The organism is Candidatus Cardinium hertigii (genome assembly GCF_050864855.1).
In the GTDB taxonomy this organism is placed as follows: Bacteria; Bacteroidota; Bacteroidia; order Cytophagales; family Amoebophilaceae; genus Cardinium; species Cardinium hertigii_C.
Genome location: NZ_JBOZWW010000002.1, coordinates 1 through 17550 on the forward strand (window position 1 = coordinate 1; position 17550 = coordinate 17550).

General features: G+C 36.8%; 13 protein-coding genes. 11 read left to right on the forward strand and 2 right to left on the reverse strand.

Features of this window, described 5'->3' with window-relative positions; all coding sequences use genetic code 11:
* Positions 1-905 precede the first annotated feature (905 nt).
* On the reverse strand, positions 906-3692 hold the full coding sequence (locus ACRRVB_RS00065) for a PD-(D/E)XK nuclease family protein (protein ID WP_432465998.1): 2787 nt from the start codon (positions 3690-3692) through the stop codon (positions 906-908).
* A gap of 72 nt (positions 3693-3764) precedes the next feature.
* Complete coding sequence (locus ACRRVB_RS00070; RefSeq protein WP_432465999.1) at positions 3765-5798, reverse strand: hypothetical protein; 2034 nt, start codon at positions 5796-5798, stop codon at positions 3765-3767.
* A 535-nt stretch (positions 5799-6333) separates the two neighbouring features.
* Here ACRRVB_RS00070 and miaA point away from each other — a divergent pair.
* The 11 genes from miaA (at position 6334) to prfA (ending at position 17423) form a co-directional block, all read left to right on the forward strand.
* A complete protein-coding gene (gene miaA / locus ACRRVB_RS00075) occupies positions 6334-7308 on the forward strand; it encodes a tRNA (adenosine(37)-N6)-dimethylallyltransferase MiaA (protein ID WP_432466000.1) in 975 nt (324 codons plus the stop codon).
* 118 nt (positions 7309-7426) lie between these two features.
* A complete protein-coding gene (locus ACRRVB_RS00080) occupies positions 7427-8104 on the forward strand; it encodes a ClpP family protease (protein ID WP_432466001.1) in 678 nt (225 codons plus the stop codon).
* 19 nt (positions 8105-8123) lie between these two features.
* Positions 8124-9389, forward strand: coding sequence for an ATP-dependent Clp protease ATP-binding subunit ClpX (gene clpX / locus ACRRVB_RS00085; RefSeq protein WP_432466002.1), 1266 nt, complete (start codon positions 8124-8126; stop codon positions 9387-9389).
* A gap of 150 nt (positions 9390-9539) precedes the next feature.
* Positions 9540-10940 (forward strand): D-alanine--D-alanine ligase family protein, encoded by a 1401-nt coding sequence (locus ACRRVB_RS00090; protein WP_432466003.1) that lies wholly within the window; start codon positions 9540-9542, stop codon positions 10938-10940.
* 137 nt (positions 10941-11077) lie between these two features.
* Entirely contained in the window at positions 11078-11497 is a 420-nt protein-coding gene (locus tag ACRRVB_RS00095) for a single-stranded DNA-binding protein (RefSeq protein WP_432466004.1), read from the forward strand.
* 171 nt (positions 11498-11668) lie between these two features.
* Positions 11669-13198, forward strand: coding sequence for a leucyl aminopeptidase (locus ACRRVB_RS00100; protein WP_432466005.1), 1530 nt, complete (start codon positions 11669-11671; stop codon positions 13196-13198).
* Positions 13199-13357: 159 nt separating this feature from the next.
* On the forward strand, positions 13358-14536 hold the full coding sequence (locus ACRRVB_RS00105; protein WP_432466006.1) for a prolipoprotein diacylglyceryl transferase: 1179 nt from the start codon (positions 13358-13360) through the stop codon (positions 14534-14536).
* Between the two features lie 145 nt (positions 14537-14681).
* Entirely contained in the window at positions 14682-15209 is a 528-nt protein-coding gene (gene infC, locus ACRRVB_RS00110; RefSeq protein WP_432466007.1) for a translation initiation factor IF-3, read from the forward strand.
* Positions 15210-15462: 253 nt separating this feature from the next.
* On the forward strand, positions 15463-15663 hold the full coding sequence (rpmI, locus tag ACRRVB_RS00115) for a 50S ribosomal protein L35 (RefSeq protein ID WP_432466008.1): 201 nt from the start codon (positions 15463-15465) through the stop codon (positions 15661-15663).
* Positions 15664-15749: 86 nt separating this feature from the next.
* Positions 15750-16094: a 50S ribosomal protein L20 gene (gene rplT / locus ACRRVB_RS00120; RefSeq protein ID WP_432466009.1), complete on the forward strand. Its 345-nt coding sequence runs from the start codon at positions 15750-15752 to the stop codon at positions 16092-16094.
* Positions 16095-16334: 240 nt separating this feature from the next.
* Positions 16335-17423, forward strand: coding sequence for a peptide chain release factor 1 (gene prfA / locus ACRRVB_RS00125; RefSeq protein ID WP_432466010.1), 1089 nt, complete (start codon positions 16335-16337; stop codon positions 17421-17423).
* The last annotated feature ends 127 nt before the right edge of the window (positions 17424-17550 follow it).

The following is a 17550-nucleotide window of genomic DNA, read 5'->3' on the forward strand; positions in this document are numbered from 1 at the left end:
TAAAACCCATACGCAACATGTTATGGAATCTATAGCCTATAATTTATATAGAGCTCCAAATATCATTTTAAAGGGTTTTTAGGGGGATGGTATATCTAAAATATACAAATATTAACTTGAAAATCAATAAATAATGAAATTTATGCATCCTTAACCATAAAAACTACAAAAAATACAACTACAACCTTATCAAAAATTATAATAACTATCTATAACAACGGTCTCGACATACTGTTTTAGAGGGGTTGGAGAAAACTGTAAATGAGGCAGGTAAATGTCGCCCCACAGATGCAGATAAATGTCGCCCCACAGATGAGATTAAAAAAATTATCGAGTTAGTGAAAAAAAAATTCAAAAATTCAAATGGATAAGCGTTAGGGCTTAGGGATAAATGGTACGTTTGTATCTATATATGGGTTTTGTCGTGTTTGTTTTTATTTTTGTATAACTGTATGAAAAAAAACACATTGTATTATTTTTGTAGTTTTTAAGTGCATCATTTATAAAAAATATATATGTATGATAAAAAATGTCCTAAATATTAGGAAAAAGTCATATGCAAAATACATTGTTAAACAGATAAAAACAAACGCGACAGCAACCTGTATAAATTCTTGATCAAAGATTAAGTATGAAGGTTCAGTATAAAGGCCGTAAAAATAATTTGTAAAAAATCAAAATTATATAGAAGATTATATGAGATTTTTGGTAAGTTGTTCAACTTATCGATAATCCCACATGGATCTTTTGTTTGAACCATGTAAATTATTTTTTGTTATTTTGTGCTAATGTTTCAGTCGGCCATACTAAATTTTCTAATCTTATTTTTACCATTGTATCTCTTTATATTAAATCAATAAAACTATACTTTACAGAAACGTAACTACTTTTTTTGTCTAATTTTTTCAGGCTACTACATCCCTTTGACAAATGCGCACGTATGGGCAATAGGCACATATTTCAATATCTTGTGTTTGTACAAAAGGTATAGCAGGATTAAAAATTTCCACAAGCAACGCCTTTAATCCCTCTTCAAATGGCTCTGCATATTCCATAATATCTTCTATCTGTTGATACTTTTTACTATTATCTGATTGTTGAATGAATATACCAGGCTTATAATCAGCTAGAAAAAGAGACGGAATATGCATCAAATAAGGCATAACTTGTTCCGAACCATGCATTCCATATAGTGATTTAAAAAGCCAGGCGTATAAAAAAACTTGAAATATAGCTTTATTTTTTTTAACCTGAGCAGGATCAAATAAGCTAGCTATACTGGCTATTCTATAATTGGATAAGCCTGTTTTATAGTCTATAATACGAATTACGTGGTTTGATGTATCTATGCGATCTATCACACCACTTAACCAAACTTTGCGCACTATATCTAGGTTAAACAGGATAGGTTGCTTAATGGCTGCTTCAACGCCCAAAATAGTAAATGGCGCATCAGCATGATCTAAGTCCAACATACGCATTAAGAGCTTTTCTAGTAGTGCATGGAGTAACATAGGTGCACTTAGTTCAGTCCGTTGTGCAGCAATCGCTTCTTTTAGCTTTATTTTTATATTTGACGCCAGTTGCATAACCATTTTTTTATCCATATGTACACCTACAAAAGGTTGGTAACAGCTTGCCATAACACGATGAAACAATGTACCCAACTGTACAGCCTCTGCACCCTCTTTAGGCCATACGCGCTGCTTTAGTTGAAGCAAATAGATAAAATAAAATTGAAGTGGACAAGATAAATAAGCAATTAATGCAGAAGGGGTTAAACTAGAGGCAGCTGCTGATGACTCTTTGACTAGAAACCTATTTAATAACTGCATTACTGCATCATCTTTTTGAATAGATATCACAGGAACTGCTCTCGTGGGCAGATGGATAGCACGATCAGATGGTATAATATTTAATGTACTATCAAAGGTCAACTGCATTAAGAGTCGATTCATTTCACTAGAAGTATCTAAACTATTTTTTTGGACATAATAACAATAGATATTTTGGGCACGCTGCAATAATCTATAAAATCCATAAGCTGTGCTGTTTTCTGCTACTTTATCTAAAAAGGGTAGTCCAAGGGTATAACGCAAATCATACGGTATAAAAGAATCATAGTGCATCGGTTTAGGAAACGACCCTTCGTTCATATTCAGAAAAAAAATATGTTCAAAATCTAAATTATAGGATGTAGCAACTTCTACAACGTAGAGTCCTGTTATAGGATGATGTTGATGAAAACAGATTTTACTTTCTTTTACACGATTTAATAAAAAAGCAACAGAACAGCTATCCATTTCTACTGCTAGGCCATCAATATATTCCAGTAGATGCGTTAGTGCGCTTTTATTCAGGGCTAAGAAGAGGTCATCTGTTTCTATAAAACAGTCATCTATATAGGCTAACCCTTCCTTAAGGTAAGACAAAAGGTCTTTATGCGCCTTGTTCAACCATAGGTCAAAGGATCCAGACTGATCAGATCCATCCTTTGAAAAAACATGGTCTATAGCCCGCCCCGATTGCGTCATATCTTGTACAAATGGATTACATAACGCCAAAAGTTTAACTATATAGATATCGAGCTGATTCCCTTCCATAGTAGCTTCCCAAAGCTGTACCAAGTGGCCTAATAAGGTATATACAACGGTAGCGCTAAATGGGTACTCCAATTTGCAATGTAAGGGAATAGATAGCTTAGAAAGCTGATCTAACAAAGGTATAAGTAAATCGTTACCACTTATTACTACGGCAGTTTGGTTGGCTGGGAACTTGGGTAGACCCTTATTGGTTTTTTCTTCTAAAGCTTCTACTACTGCTTGGACTTGTGCGACCATACTAGAGGTTTCTATGAGCCAAACTTTTTTACCAGGATCATTCAAATAAGTAGCAGTTGGAAAATTGTTCTGAAACCATTTTTTTGCTCTATGCTGGCGGAGATAATGGCCCGCTATGTTATTGGAATGGTCTAAATAATGGGTGTCAACATCCCAAAAAAAAGTGGTAAAAGCGATTGCCCTACATTGCTGCATAAACTGCTCTTCAACAGCTGTTAATAGATTAAATCCAATAAAAATAAGTTCCTGATAAGTAGCGATTAACTGGGGTAATGGTCGTGCCATACTATGGCATAAGCCTTCATATCCTTCTTGTTTTTCTATTAAACCTTCCCTAAAGGATTGATACAACAGAGGAAATTGCTGCCCAACAATAAGCGCTGCTTCTTGTTGAAATAGTGATAAGGGGCTAGACTTTTGAAGCGAGCCCAATAGATTCTGGTCTACAAAAGCATCGATGGTCTTTTTTTTTTGCTGGATGAAGGATGCATACAACGCATTAGCATTTAAAAGATGGGTATCTATACCATTAAAATCTTGCAAAAGGGTAAGCCCCCAACCATAGAATTGCTCAAAAGATTCTTTCCTATTTAAAACCTGTTCGACTAATCTATGTAGCCTACTGAGCAAGGTTAAAGTAGGTAGTAGCTTGATGCTACTATGCATCATGATCAACTGATGCAAGGTTAAACACGTAACACTTTTTTGTTCGCTTTTTTTATTGAATAAAGATAGAAAATAATCAATAGATAGTTGGGTAGGAAATATCAAAAGTGATTGGTGATGCCTATTGGACCGATGCAAATGGTGGATGACTTGTGCTAAAAAAGGTTGATGGGTTAGGGTTTTCATAGCTTTTATCTCGTATAAAATTGATTTCTATTAGTGCTTCCTGTTACCTACAATTTTAAATAGTATACTGGATTAAAAGTTTATTAGCATTTGGATGGTGCCATTGTGCTTACTGCTAATGGGTAGACATTTATGTACTGATTCTTTTTTATTCATATTATCAAATAAATATACAAAAGTATATTGCATCTCTAGGCGAACTATGTCAATAGGCTTCCAACAAACCAACCAAGTAGTAGCCATACCATTGCCACAATAGGCACGAAACTGTGTACCACTATATAATGGATTGGGTAAATAAAAATATAATCTAGTGCTGTAGTTTTGGGTTTTAAACAAGATTGCTTTGCAGGTAAATTGCCATTTATTTTTTTTCCATTTTTGTCTGCTGGATAGCGCATAGCCATGATGGGGTTCTTCTAAAAAAGTATAATGGGTATATTGTACTTCCAAATCGCTCCACCAATAATGGGTAAGCTTGTGGTCTACCCTACACTTAAAACTATTTTGGATCGCTCGCTGAACTGCTATGCCACCTGAACGATCTCCTGCTTTAGGCTTATTGCGCGGATGGTGATATAGCTTATACCGTACCAGAAATATCGTTGAGCGATTCAATGCATAATTAGAACGCGTAGTAAAACAATGGCCAATACTGGCTACTTTTAGCTGTGGCTTAGGGCACAATATAGTAAAAAAGTGACTACTGGTTGTAAGTTTCCAGTTAGATAAAGGGGTAAACTGTAAACACAGATACCCTCCTTTTTCATTTCCGTGGTCTGTGCTATAATGTTTAAAAGCATTGCCATAGGGTGTGTACCATCCTTTCCCATAGTAATACAATGTACCAGAAAGATCTATATAACGGGAAAAACTTATAATACATCCTATAATCAAGGCTTTTGATTTTTTAGAGCTAAGTGTATTTGGAAAAGTAAGCCCTAGTTCTCCAAATCCTATGCAGTTTTTCCATAGCAAACGATAGAATACACTAAGCCCAAGTTGGTTTTGCAATAAATAGGAAACAGCGGCTTCGTCTTTTAGCATAACCGGTATATCGTAATAGTTATAAATCAGATTCATCCCTACCTCTGTTTGGTGCCTATCATACTCCTTCCGTATGGTACACCCAAGGACCTGTTCATTGACCACACCTTTTTTTGATAAGTTATAGGTGGTATCATACTTACCGATGCAATCTATCCGATGGGTATAACACTGCTGTTGGCCATTTAATGGTAGGGCAGCATCTAAGTTATGGTTGGCATAGAATCCCGTTAGCTCCACCATGGCTACATCAGATGTGATGGCTACACCCCGTAATCCAACACGTCTAATGCCCTTATAGGGACGAATACCGATATGATTGGAACGGATGACCGAACCAATCGCATCTCCTTTATGGGTATAGCCTGCACTTAATAGCAAGCCCTGTCCATATCCTACCTGGTAATTACCAATCACCATTCTTTTTATATACTTTTTATGGTTTACCATTACAAAGATGGACCATAGGTTAAATCCATAACGATAGGTAGCATGGTCCCAACAAAAAGATTCCCCTGCTTGTTTTCTAGCGGTGATACCCCATGTTATATCATTTTGATGATCAAATAAAAATTGAACAGTATAGCCATCTAAATTGCCTAAGGTTGAAGACTGGCTAAAATCTCTTGAGCGGAATGCAGGCATGTAACGCAATAAAAAATAGTTGGATTTACTTGTATTGCTTTTAAAAGAATGATAGGGTAAATGGTAGGTTTCTGCTACATAGACAAAAGGCAATAGCAATGCTATAGTAGTCAAATCAAAGTCAGGAATAGCCTGTAGTTCGTATTTGGAATACAATGGCCCTGTAGTCGCTACATGGTTAAAATAACTTTTAATTTGATTTTTAGATAAAATACCTAATTCATCTAATGATGCTTCGGTTGCCTTATTTAAGTCTAATGGGGCAGCATAGGCTTCTTGGAGTCTTTCTTTGATTGATTCAAAATCTGCTTCTTCCGTAAAATTTTGCCGCTGGTAGATTGCCTTCACATAATCATCAAAAGCAAGCAAATGGCCTAATGATGAGGCAAAAGTTATAGAAACCTTATGCACCAATAGAATAAAAAAAAATAAAGTACCTACGCATGCTTTAAATTTTTGACTTATGTGGTATTACTATACTACCTGAACGCTGGATTAGATGTTAATTTTTTTCCTTGAAATCAGCGCTTTTTTATTGTACATGTAGGGCATTGAAAAGCACCCCCGAACAACCAAAGGAGCCAATTATAAATGTAGAAAAATTAATAGACATATATTATATCGTAGATGGATTTCTAATACAATTTATCCATTTATCACGCTTTGGGATAGATGCATAGCTTCTATAGCGTCTATGGTTGATTGGTAGTAATTTAGATAGACCAACTGAATGGATGCTACGTTATATAAATTTTTATACTAAAAAAAATAAAATTTTTTTTAAATTCATTAACAGTATAATATATTTCGACTGGTTTTGATACATTTATAATTGGCTCCTTTGGTAATTTGTTGTTTTGCATTTCCAAATTTAAAAGACAAAGGAGCTTTTTGAAGATACTTCTTAAGAAGCTAATCCCGAATTGATATTATTTTATTTTTAACCCTAATGACTTCAACGCATACCAAACACTTAATCGCTATAGTAGGCCCAACTGCTATAGGCAAGACCGCATTATCCATTGAACTGGCTGAAACGCTGGAAACAGAGATTATATCTGTTGATGCCAGACAATTTTATCGTGATATGGTGATTGGTACCGCACAACCTACCCAAGCAGAAATGAGGGGCATTCCACACCATTTTTTATCTTTTTTACCCATTCAAGCCAATTATACAGCTGGACAATTTGCCCAAGAGGCATTACAAACGCTCGATAAACTTTTTATGCATCAAGATGTTGTAATCGCAACAGGTGGCTCTGGACTCTACCTAAAAGCACTCTGTGAAGGACTAGCCGAAATACCTACTCTTCCATCCAGTCTGCGTACCAACTTAAATAGTTCCTTAGCAGCAAAAGGACTCCCCTACCTGACCCAACTACTAGCGGAAAAAGACCCCACATACTATCGCACAGTAGATCTTAACAATCCCCAAAGAGTTATCAGAGCATTAGAAGTGTGCCTGGGTACAGGCATACCTTACTCAACTTTACGCAAACAACAGACCCAAGCAACAAGAAAATTTAATATTATAACGATAGGTCTAATCCAACCAAAAGCATTACTGCACAAACGGATCAACCTACGTGTAGATGCTATGATGGAACAAGGATTGCTGGAAGAAGTTGAAAAACTATATCCTTACAAGGGAACCAATGCCTTGCAAACATTAGGCTATAAAGAATTATTCAACTATATGGAAGGTCAATCGAGCTTAGCAGAAGCCATAGACCAGATTAAAATAAACACGAAAAAATATGCAAAAAAACAGATGACGTGGTTTAAAAAAACCAAAAACATAAGCTGGTTTACACCCCATGACCTATCTAACCTACAAGCCCATATTGCTTCAATCATAGACCAGTCAGGATCATCTATTAGATCTACTGTAGTACTGGACAATGATTGTTGCACAAAATAACAGATAGGTTATTTGTTTAATATATTATTTTACACTAAATTTCAAAAAGGTTACTGATTTATTCTATACTATAGTAGTAAAAATAGGTAAAAAATGCATTTCACCTTCCATATTATTTATGCCAGATCAAAAAGAATTTCAAAAATTTGCAGTTAAAAATGGCTATGCAACTGGTTCACAAATACATCATTACGTATCAGATGTCGAAAACATGACACGGTCTGTTATTGAGCAACGTCCCGGTCACTTTAGAGAAGTAGATGTTTTTTCTAGATTGATTATGGACAGAATTATTTTTCTTGGTACACAAGTAGATGATAACATTGCCAATGTGATTATTGCACAACTACTTTTTTTACAATCGGTCGATACAAAAAAAGACATTTTGCTTTATATCAACAGTCCAGGAGGTACCGTATATTCAGGCTTAGGTATTTATGATACCATGCAGTATATTTTGCCTGACGTAGCGACCATTTGCACAGGCCTTGCCGCTTCTATGGCTGCAGTATTACTGGCAGGAGGTGCTAAAAATAAACGGTCTGCTTTGCCACATGCCAGGGTTATGATTCACCAACCTCTAGGAGGCTCTAAAGGCACAGCCGCTGACATGGAAATTACCATGCAGCAAATGATTGAAATTAAAAAAGATATTTATAACATTCTCTCCACTCATACAGGTCAAGATTATGCATCTGTCGAGCGTGATTCAGATAGAGATTATTGGATGCGTGCAAGCCAGGCTAAAGCATATGGAATTATTGATTCTGTATTAGAGCAAGAGAAAAAAAATTAATCATATAATTACTACTACTATGAAAACCCATTGCTCTTTTTGCAAAAAAGCTAGTGAGATAGTCAGTATGATGGTAACGGGTCCAGAAGGGCGCATCTGTGACCAATGTGTGACACAAGCTGCACAGATTATTCAACTTCAAAAGGAAGATAATATCATAAATGACATCAAACCAGTAAATCTATTACGTCCACAAGAAATTAAAGCCCATTTAGATGAATATGTAATTGGACAGGAAGAAGCTAAAAAAGCATTGTCTATTGCTGTTTACAACCATTATAAGCGTCTGTCTCATCCAGCCAATATAGAAGATGACGTAGTCATTGAAAAATCGAATATATTATTGGTTGGAGAAACTGGAACGGGTAAAACCTATTTGGTCCGTACTTTAGCACAAATGCTGGAGGTACCTTTTTGTATTGTAGATGCAACCGTCTTAACAGAAGCAGGCTATGTAGGAGAAGATGTAGAAAGCATCATTAGTCGCTTATTGCATGCGGCCAATTATGAGGTAACAGCAGCTGAAAGGGGAATTGTATATGTAGATGAAATCGATAAAATTGCACGCAAAGGGGACAATCCGTCGATCACCCGCGATGTAAGTGGTGAAGGGGTTCAACAATCTTTACTGAAGTTATTAGAAGGCTCAATTGTAAATGCACCGCCACATGGTGGAAGAAAACATCCAGACCAGAAGCTAACAGCGGTCAATACAGAAAAGATTTTATTTATTTGTGGAGGGGCTTTTGATGGTATTGCTAGAACCATTGGCAATCGGATTAACTTTAATAGCATAGGATTTGAATTTTGTGCAAAACGTACACCTAAAATAGATGATAAGGACATACTTAAATATGTTTCTTCATCAGATATAAAGGGATATGGTTTGATTCCCGAACTAGTAGGTCGTCTTCCAATTGTAAGAGGATTTGAACCACTTACCAAATCTGACCTTCGACGTATTCTCACAGAACCTAAAAATGCATTGATAAAGCAGTATACTAAGTTGTTTGCAATAGATGGTATCACCCTAACTTTTACAGAAGAAACACTTGACTTGATTGCTGAGCAAGCTATATCATTAAAATTAGGAGCCAGAGGGCTACGTTCTATTTGTGAAAGCATTATGAGTGAGGTAATGTATACGGCTCCATCTCTAAAAGACCAACAAAACCTAATTATTGATAAAGACTATGCATTAGACCAACTGGCTAGGACGCAACTAGAATTACTTAAACCAGTAGACAAAAGTAGCCAAGCATCTGAGCTAAAAAAAATGGCGTAAGCTGCTATAGAGATGGCTAACCAATAGTTGTATAAAGCAGCCTATGTAGGAAAATAAAACAGGTTAAAATTATTAGCGAAAAACACCTTACAGTGGTTCTTACGCTCGTATAAAATAATATTATCCAATGGAGCCTAATTGTATCTTTTCGTGCAGAACACTGTATTAACCCCAATCAAAGTAGCCATATTTTTTGGAGGGCCATCAAGAGAACGTGAAATTTCTTTTGCAGGGGGGCGTACTGTTTATGACCATTTAGATCGAAAAAAATTTGAACCAGTTCCTATATTTGTAGATAGTTTAGGAAACTTTATTCTGCTTCATAAGCAATACCTTTATCAGGGTACCATTCGGGAATTCTATCCATCTGCCATTACAGCTAATTTTGGGGGGGTTCCCCTTTACATAGAGTCATTGCCTACTACCGAAAGCCATGCGCTACATATAGAAAAAATAGGAAAAAAAATAGATCCCCCTGATTTTTCCAAATACTTTGATATGGCTTTTCTCTGCTTACATGGTCCTTATGGAGAAGACGGAACCATACAAGGACTATTAAGGTGGTATCACATTCCGTATACAGGATCTGATATCCTACCAGCTGCACTGACCATAAACAAAATATTTCAACAAAAGCTTTTACAGCAATCGGGTTTTGTACTGCCTCGTTCTCTCATTCTGGGTCAAAAAGAATGGCTGGATATAGATGACAAAGAAAAATTATTTGACCAAATAATGACTGCCCTTGGCTTGCCTTTCGTAGTAAAAAGCAGCAAACAAGGCTCCTCTATAGGCGTGACCATTGTGGAAGACGCTACACTCCATTCCTTTATCCATGCCGTCCATAAGGCATTCTTTATGGAAGCAATAAGCTATGATCAGTGGCAAAGTTATACACGAACAGACATAAAAAATTGGTTGATTAGCTTGATCGATGTACGTGAAGGCATAGGATTTCCTTTGCGAGTCGCTGACCAAATTTTCTATACGCCTTATACCTTACTAAATTACCTAGAACTTTATTTTCAAAAAAAACAGCCCCCTATCTTATTAATGAGTGCACAAGCAGAAGCCTCCATAATCATTGAAGCCTTTATTCAAGGAAGAGAATTTTCTTGCATGGTACTAGAAGCAGAAACAGGAAATCCCATTGCACTACCTCCAACTGAAATGGTCAAGGGAAAGATTCATTTTGATTATAGAGCAAAATATTTGCCCGGTATAGTACGGAAACAAACGCCTATGATCTTATCTACTTCCTTACTGAAGCGCATCCGAAAACAGGCTATTGACTTATTCCAACTGCTAGATTGTCAAGTATATGCCCGTATAGATGGCTTTATCACTCATGATAACGAAATCATATTAAATGACCCCAATACTACGGCCGGTATGCATCCCGCTTCTTTTTTATTCCATCAAGCAGCAGAAATTGGCCTCTACCCTACTCAACTGCTTACCTTTATCATCCAACGTTCACTTGAAGTAAGAAAAGATGAAGGATACCTTATGGCTGACACCCTTTTGCAAAGGATTGAAAAGCAAAAATGATGGTTCCAAATGTTATCCCTCTAAACACAAGTGGTATACATACTTTCCAAGCTATCCCTAAGCAGTTGCAACTTACCTAGTAAGGTCTTAAATTAAACAGGGATCAAAACTATTTTTTTCTATTATGGACAACCGACATGGCAAGTGTTAATAAAGTGATTATTTTGGGTAACTTAGGTAAAGCGCCAGAAATACGCCACTTAGAAAATGGGCGCATGCGGGTGCAACTTACTGTAGCAACGCACGATAGCTACAAAACAAAAGAAGGTCAAAAAATAAATCATACTGATTGGCACGAAATAGTACTTTGGACCCCTCATGCAGAAGTGGCAGCCCAATATCTAACCAAGGGTCAACAGGTATACATAGAAGGAAAGTTAATACACAGGTGTTATACAGATAAGGATGGTGCGCAAAAATATATTGTACAAATTGTAGGTCAACAGTTGGTATTATTGGGTGGTATAAAATCTAAAAACCAAGGGGTAGATGTTATCAATCATATGCCACAAAATAGACTAGAAGACCATGATGATATGGGGGAGCTCCCCGTATAGCACAACTAAAAATAGTTTGCGCTCTCCTTTTGTAAAGACTATCGGTGACAAGATAACCATTTTTAATAGCTGTCAAGGGTCCATTTATTCTTTTATTATTTGTGTATATTTAAAAAATTGTAGGGAAAGTTAATCTCCTATCCACCTAGGGTCACAAAGCACAGCCCATTTATGTGCACTTTAAAGCCACTACTTAAAGCAACTATTATGCACTATCCTGAATTTGAATTTTTGAGTAGCCAACCATCACAAGTAGCACAAAACTGTTATGCGTTTGGTATTTTTGAAAACAATAGCGCTTCGGCCGATACTGCTCATTTGGTCCATGAGTCTTTTTACCATGACGTTGTCGCACCCTTGATCAAAGAATGTAAATTTACAGGCAAACAAGGTGAGACAGCTACAGCCAACTGTTTTCATACCGTAGGTAAAGTAATATTGATTGGGTTAGGAAAACAGGAAGCCATTGGTGATGAATCCATTCGACAAGCCGCAGCCATGGTCTATAGTGCATGTATCAAGCTGCACAGTCCATCCGTAGTGGTCGATTTTACCACACTACACAATGATAAGATGCATTTAAAAGCGTTTACTGAAGGCATTTTATTGGCTGCTTATGTAGACGAACGTTTTAAATCCCAGCAGGATACCAAAACCACCTATTTGAAAAAGGTCTACTTTGTAAATAGTATAGCGGATCACTCAACCATTGAATTGGCAAAAAAAATTGTAAGAGGGGTGCATCTAGCAAAAGACTTGGTAAATGCTCCTGCCAATCATGTTACCCCTTCCACCTTGGCTGAAACTGCCATTGCATTAGCTGAAAAGCATCACTTTGATATCAATATTTTAGAAAAAGAGGATTGCCAACGCTTGGGTATGGGGGCTTATCTTTCCGTTACACAAGGTTCTAGCGCACCACCCAAATTTATTCATCTTTCTTATAAACCCAAATCATTTGATACCCGATCTCCTTTTCAAAAAATTGCCCTTATAGGCAAAGGTGTCACCTTTGACGCGGGTGGACTCAACTTAAAGATAGGCAATTCGCATATTGAGTTAATGAAATATGATATGTCCGGTGCTGCAGCAGTGCTGGGCACAGCAGAGGTTATTGGTGCCATCCAACCCAACAAAGAGATTCACTTTATTGTTGCTGCTACAGAAAATATGATTAATGGGCGTGCCACTAAGCCTGGCGATATTGTCACTGCTTCTAATGGTAAAACCATTGAAATAGACAATACAGATGCAGAAGGAAGACTTACCCTAGCCGATGCATTGGTTTATGCAGAAAGGCTCGGGGTAGATGCCATTGTAGACTTAGCTACTTTAACAGGCGCTATGGTCGTTGCACTCGGCACACGTATGGCAGGTATATTTGGCAGCGATCAACCACTGATCAACAGTTTGATGGCTGCTGCTCCAAGAACAGGTGAAAAAATTTGGCAAATGCCACTAGAAGACACTTATTTTGAATATATGCATTCTATTATTGCAGATATGTGCAATGCAGGCAAAAAACCAGGGGGGGGATCTATTACAGCGGCTCTATTTTTAAAACAATTTGTTAAAAAAACAGCTTGGGCACACCTAGATATCGCAGGTACAGTCTGGACTGAAAAAAGATGGGCCTACCATCATGCAGGTGCTACAGGATTTGGGGTACGTCTACTAGTAGATTGGATTCTGAATAGTTAGGTTTTTTTCCATAGGGTCGATATCTTTAAGCCCTAAATGGCTAGAATGGGTTGTATGGGCTATTATGCGTTGTTGGTCATCCTATTCAAAGCATCTCGGCCCTATGCTATATGAAAAAGACTATTTTTATCCAATCTACTTAACATTATTTAACATATCATGCTGATTTCCAATGCAATTATATGGGATGTATCTCCAATACTGTTTACAAAAGGGTTTTTAACCCTTCGTTGGTATAATCTACTTTTTGGTACCGCTGTGTTGGCAGGCATACCTATTTTACATTATATGTTTGCCAAAGCTGGCAAAGACAGCTCAGAAGCTGAAGCACTTCCCAATTATATTGCCTTGGCCGTACTATTTGGGGCCCGTTTAGGCCATGTTATTTTTTATGAATGGGACTACTATCAACACCACCTATTAGAAATATTTTTGCCTGTTACCTTCTCCCCCAAATTTGAAATAACCGGGTTTAGGGGATTGGCCAGTCATGGGGCTGCCATTGGCATTATATTTGCTATTTTTTTATATGTAAAACGGCTTACTATTTCCCTTTTCCCACTTCGTATCCATTTAAAAAACCGTCGGCCTACGGTAAAGTTTTTATGGTTAGTAGATCATTTGGTCATTTTAGGTGCTTTGGGTTGTGCGATTATCCGGATAGGTAATTTTATGAATTCTGAAGTTATTGGCCAACCTACTGGATCCAATTATGGCGTATTATTTGTCAGAGATTTGCATGACCATCTATGCAAGAAGTATGGCTCGACCATTCAAAATTTAGTGATACGTAAAGCAACCACTGCAAACAGGCTACCTATAAAAGGCAACTACCCACCCATTGAATTAGCCATTACCTTTAAAAAAAATATTACAGATGAAATCATGATTAAAAATTTCCTTCAAAAGGCTTTAAAAAATGAGCTGATCCAAAAGGCTTATTTCAACCCACCGCCGCACATATATGAACCCTATGGTAGCCCCCTATCTTACACGCTACAAAAACAAAATGGAAGTTATCAAGCGAATGTATACACCTGGGCCATTCCAAGACACCCGGCACAACTTTATGAAGCATGCTCCTACTTTTTGGTATTTATGATACTATTCTTATGGTGGTATCAAAAAGGTCAAACGTTAGTATCCGGTCGGCTCTTTGGATCTTTTGCAGTAATCGCCTTTTCACTCCGTTTTTTGAACGAATTTTATAAAGAAAATCAAGTTGCATTTGAAAACAATATGTGGCTTAATATGGGACAATGGCTTAGCATACCGTGGATTATCATAGGATTATTTTTGATATTCCGTTCCAGCAGCACCGCCAAAAATATAAGCTAAAACAGCTACAAATGCATCCATTTCTTTGATTTGATTTATTGAAAACTTGTTTAGATATTTGTATATTATGTGATGTTGCATAGCAAGAAATGCTAGCGCAACCAAACACATTGCGTACAACAGACCATAACCAATACTTGGCCATTTGAAAAATACAATAAAAGAAACACTTAACGTAAACGAGCGGATCACTGCATCAGAAGTTCGTTTGGTTGGGGATAATGTCACGACTGGTGTCTATAGCATCCGTGAAGCTTTAGCCATTGCAGCAGGCCAAGCCCTTGACTTAGTAGAAATTACAAAAGCAAATGATTGTCCTGTTTGTAAAGTAATGGATTATGCTAAGTTTAAGTACTTGCAGAAAAGAAAGCACAAAGAAATAAAAAATAATGCCCAAAAAGTTGTCATAAAAGAGATTCGTTTTGGTCCCAATACCAGCGATCATGACTTTGATTTCAAGTTAAGGCATGCGATTAACTTTTTAAAAGCTGGTGCTAAAGTGAAAGTTTGTGTTAAATTTGTAGGTAGGGAAATTATATTTAAAGAAAGAGGTGAATTAATCTTACTTAGGTTTTCACAAGGGTTAGAAGCCTATGGAAAAGTAGAACAACTTCCTAAACTAGAAGGAAAAAAAATGAGTCTAACCATAGCGCCTCTCGTACATAAAAAATAAGCTTATTTTTGATAAAATTTTCCTTTTATTTACATCTTTTTCACTATATTTGAGGGCTGTGTAAGAATAAGCTAGCTATACCTGTTGATATTATTAAGTAGTAAGCAGATAGCACCCTTATAGCAAAAGCAGCTGCAATTTGTAATCTGGTGGTGCAAGCAGCTTACCAGATGGCTAAGCCATTAGCAAAAAATCACAAGCGCATAGATGATTTACCATCACTAAGCGATTAAATTCTGTCATAACCAAAGATATGCCAAAAGTCAAAACACATTCTGGTTCAAAAAAAAGATTTCAAGTAACCGGTACAGGTAAAATCAAGCGGAAACATGCTTTTAAGAACCATTGCTTGGCAAAAAAAATTAAAAGCACCAAGCAAAAAAGGCAGCTTACCCATAGCACCCTCGTACATGAAACGAATGCACCAACCATTCGCAAATTGCTAGTCATGTAATGTATTTCTACCTTTATGCTGCCACTACAGTATCTATGGTTCTGTAGTTTTATAAATATTATCAACTTCTAAATTAGAATATACACATGCCAAGATCAGTTAACTCAGTAGCCTCAAAAGCACGTAAAAAGCGGGTATTAAAATTAGCAAAGGGTTATTGGGGCAAAAGAAAAAATGTCTGGACCGTAGCCAAAAATGCAGTTGAAAAAGGGCTCTTATATGCTTATAGAGATCGAAAAACAAAAAAAAGAACCATAAGAAGTTTATGGATACAGCGCATCAACGCAGCAGTTCGTCTACATGGTATGGCTTATGCCCAATTTATGGGTAAACTTAAACAAAGTAATATGGATATAAATAGAAAAGTATTGGCTGACTTGGCTATGAACCATCCAAATGCATTTGAAGCTATTGTGGAAAAAGTAGCTTAAAGGGTAGTAAAGTCTATTAAAGCTTGTTGCAAAGCTATTGGCAAGGCAAGCTTGTTCAATAGCCTGCCGTTTCTTATCTAATCCTACTTATCGCTGATTAGGCCAGACAAGGCTTCTAGCAACTATCCAAAAATACCTATTTAATACATCTTTTTGTAATATACCTACACAGCTAAATGGATGGTGCATAAAATATTTTAACCGAGTACTATAAGCTATATTTGGATCTATCAGGATCATATGATTGAAAAATTAAAATCTATTAAAAATCGGTTTCTTCAGGTAGAAGCAGCGATTTATCAACCAGAGGCCTTAAATGATATAAAGGCCTATGCAGCACTCAATAAAGAATATAGTAAGCTATCCAAAATTGTCGATTTATACAACCACTATGAACAGGTATTAGAAAATCTAAAAGAAGCAAAAGAGGTATTAAATATTGAAAAAGAAGAAGACTTTCGTGAAATTGCCAAACAAGAATTAACGGCTGCTCTAGACAAAAAACTCCATTTAGAAGGCCAATTGCGTGAAGCACTTACCCCAAGTGATCCGAATGACAGCAGAAACATTGTTTTGGAAATTCGAGCTGGTATTGGTGGAGATGAAGCCGCCATTTTTACAGGTGATCTTTTTCGAATGTACAAACGTTTTGCTGAAAAAATGAAATGGAATTTTTCGACTGTATATACCATAGAAGGTACGGCTGGTGGCTGGAAAGAGATTGTTTGTACCATAGCTGGTGAAGATGTATATGGGCTAATGAAATATGAATCTGGCGTACATCGTGTACAACGGGTGCCTGCTACGGAAACACAAGGCCGTATACATACCTCAGCAGCTAGTGTAGTGGTATTGCCAGAAGCAGGAGAAGTCGAAGTTCATTTAGATTTAAATGACATACGGAAGGATACTTTTTGTTCTTCTGGCCCAGGTGGTCAATCGGTAAACACTACCTATTCAGCCGTTCGCCTCACCCATATACCTACTGGACTTGTGGTATCCTGTCAAGATGGTAAATCACAAATTAAAAATTATGAAAAAGCTTTAAAGGTATTGCGTTCTCGCCTCTATGATATGGAAGTTAAAAAGCAACAGGAAGCTATTGGTATAGAACGAAGGTCTATGGTTAAACATGGAGAAAGGGGAGATAAAATCAGAACCTATAATTTCCCCCAAGCCCGTGCAACAGACCATCGGATTGGCTATACGGAACATAATTTAACGGCTATACTAGATGGCGCCATATTAGATATGATCAAAGCTTTACGTGTGGCAGATCATGCGGAAAAATTACAAGCAGGAACAGAGACACACTCGATTACTTCCTAATCCCACTTTTATAGAAGCACTTTTTGGAACCAGCTGTATACAAAACAAACTTCCCTTATAACTATACAAAACAAACTTCCGTTATAACTGATACAATGTTTTTTGGTAATTTTTTGACCCAATCAAC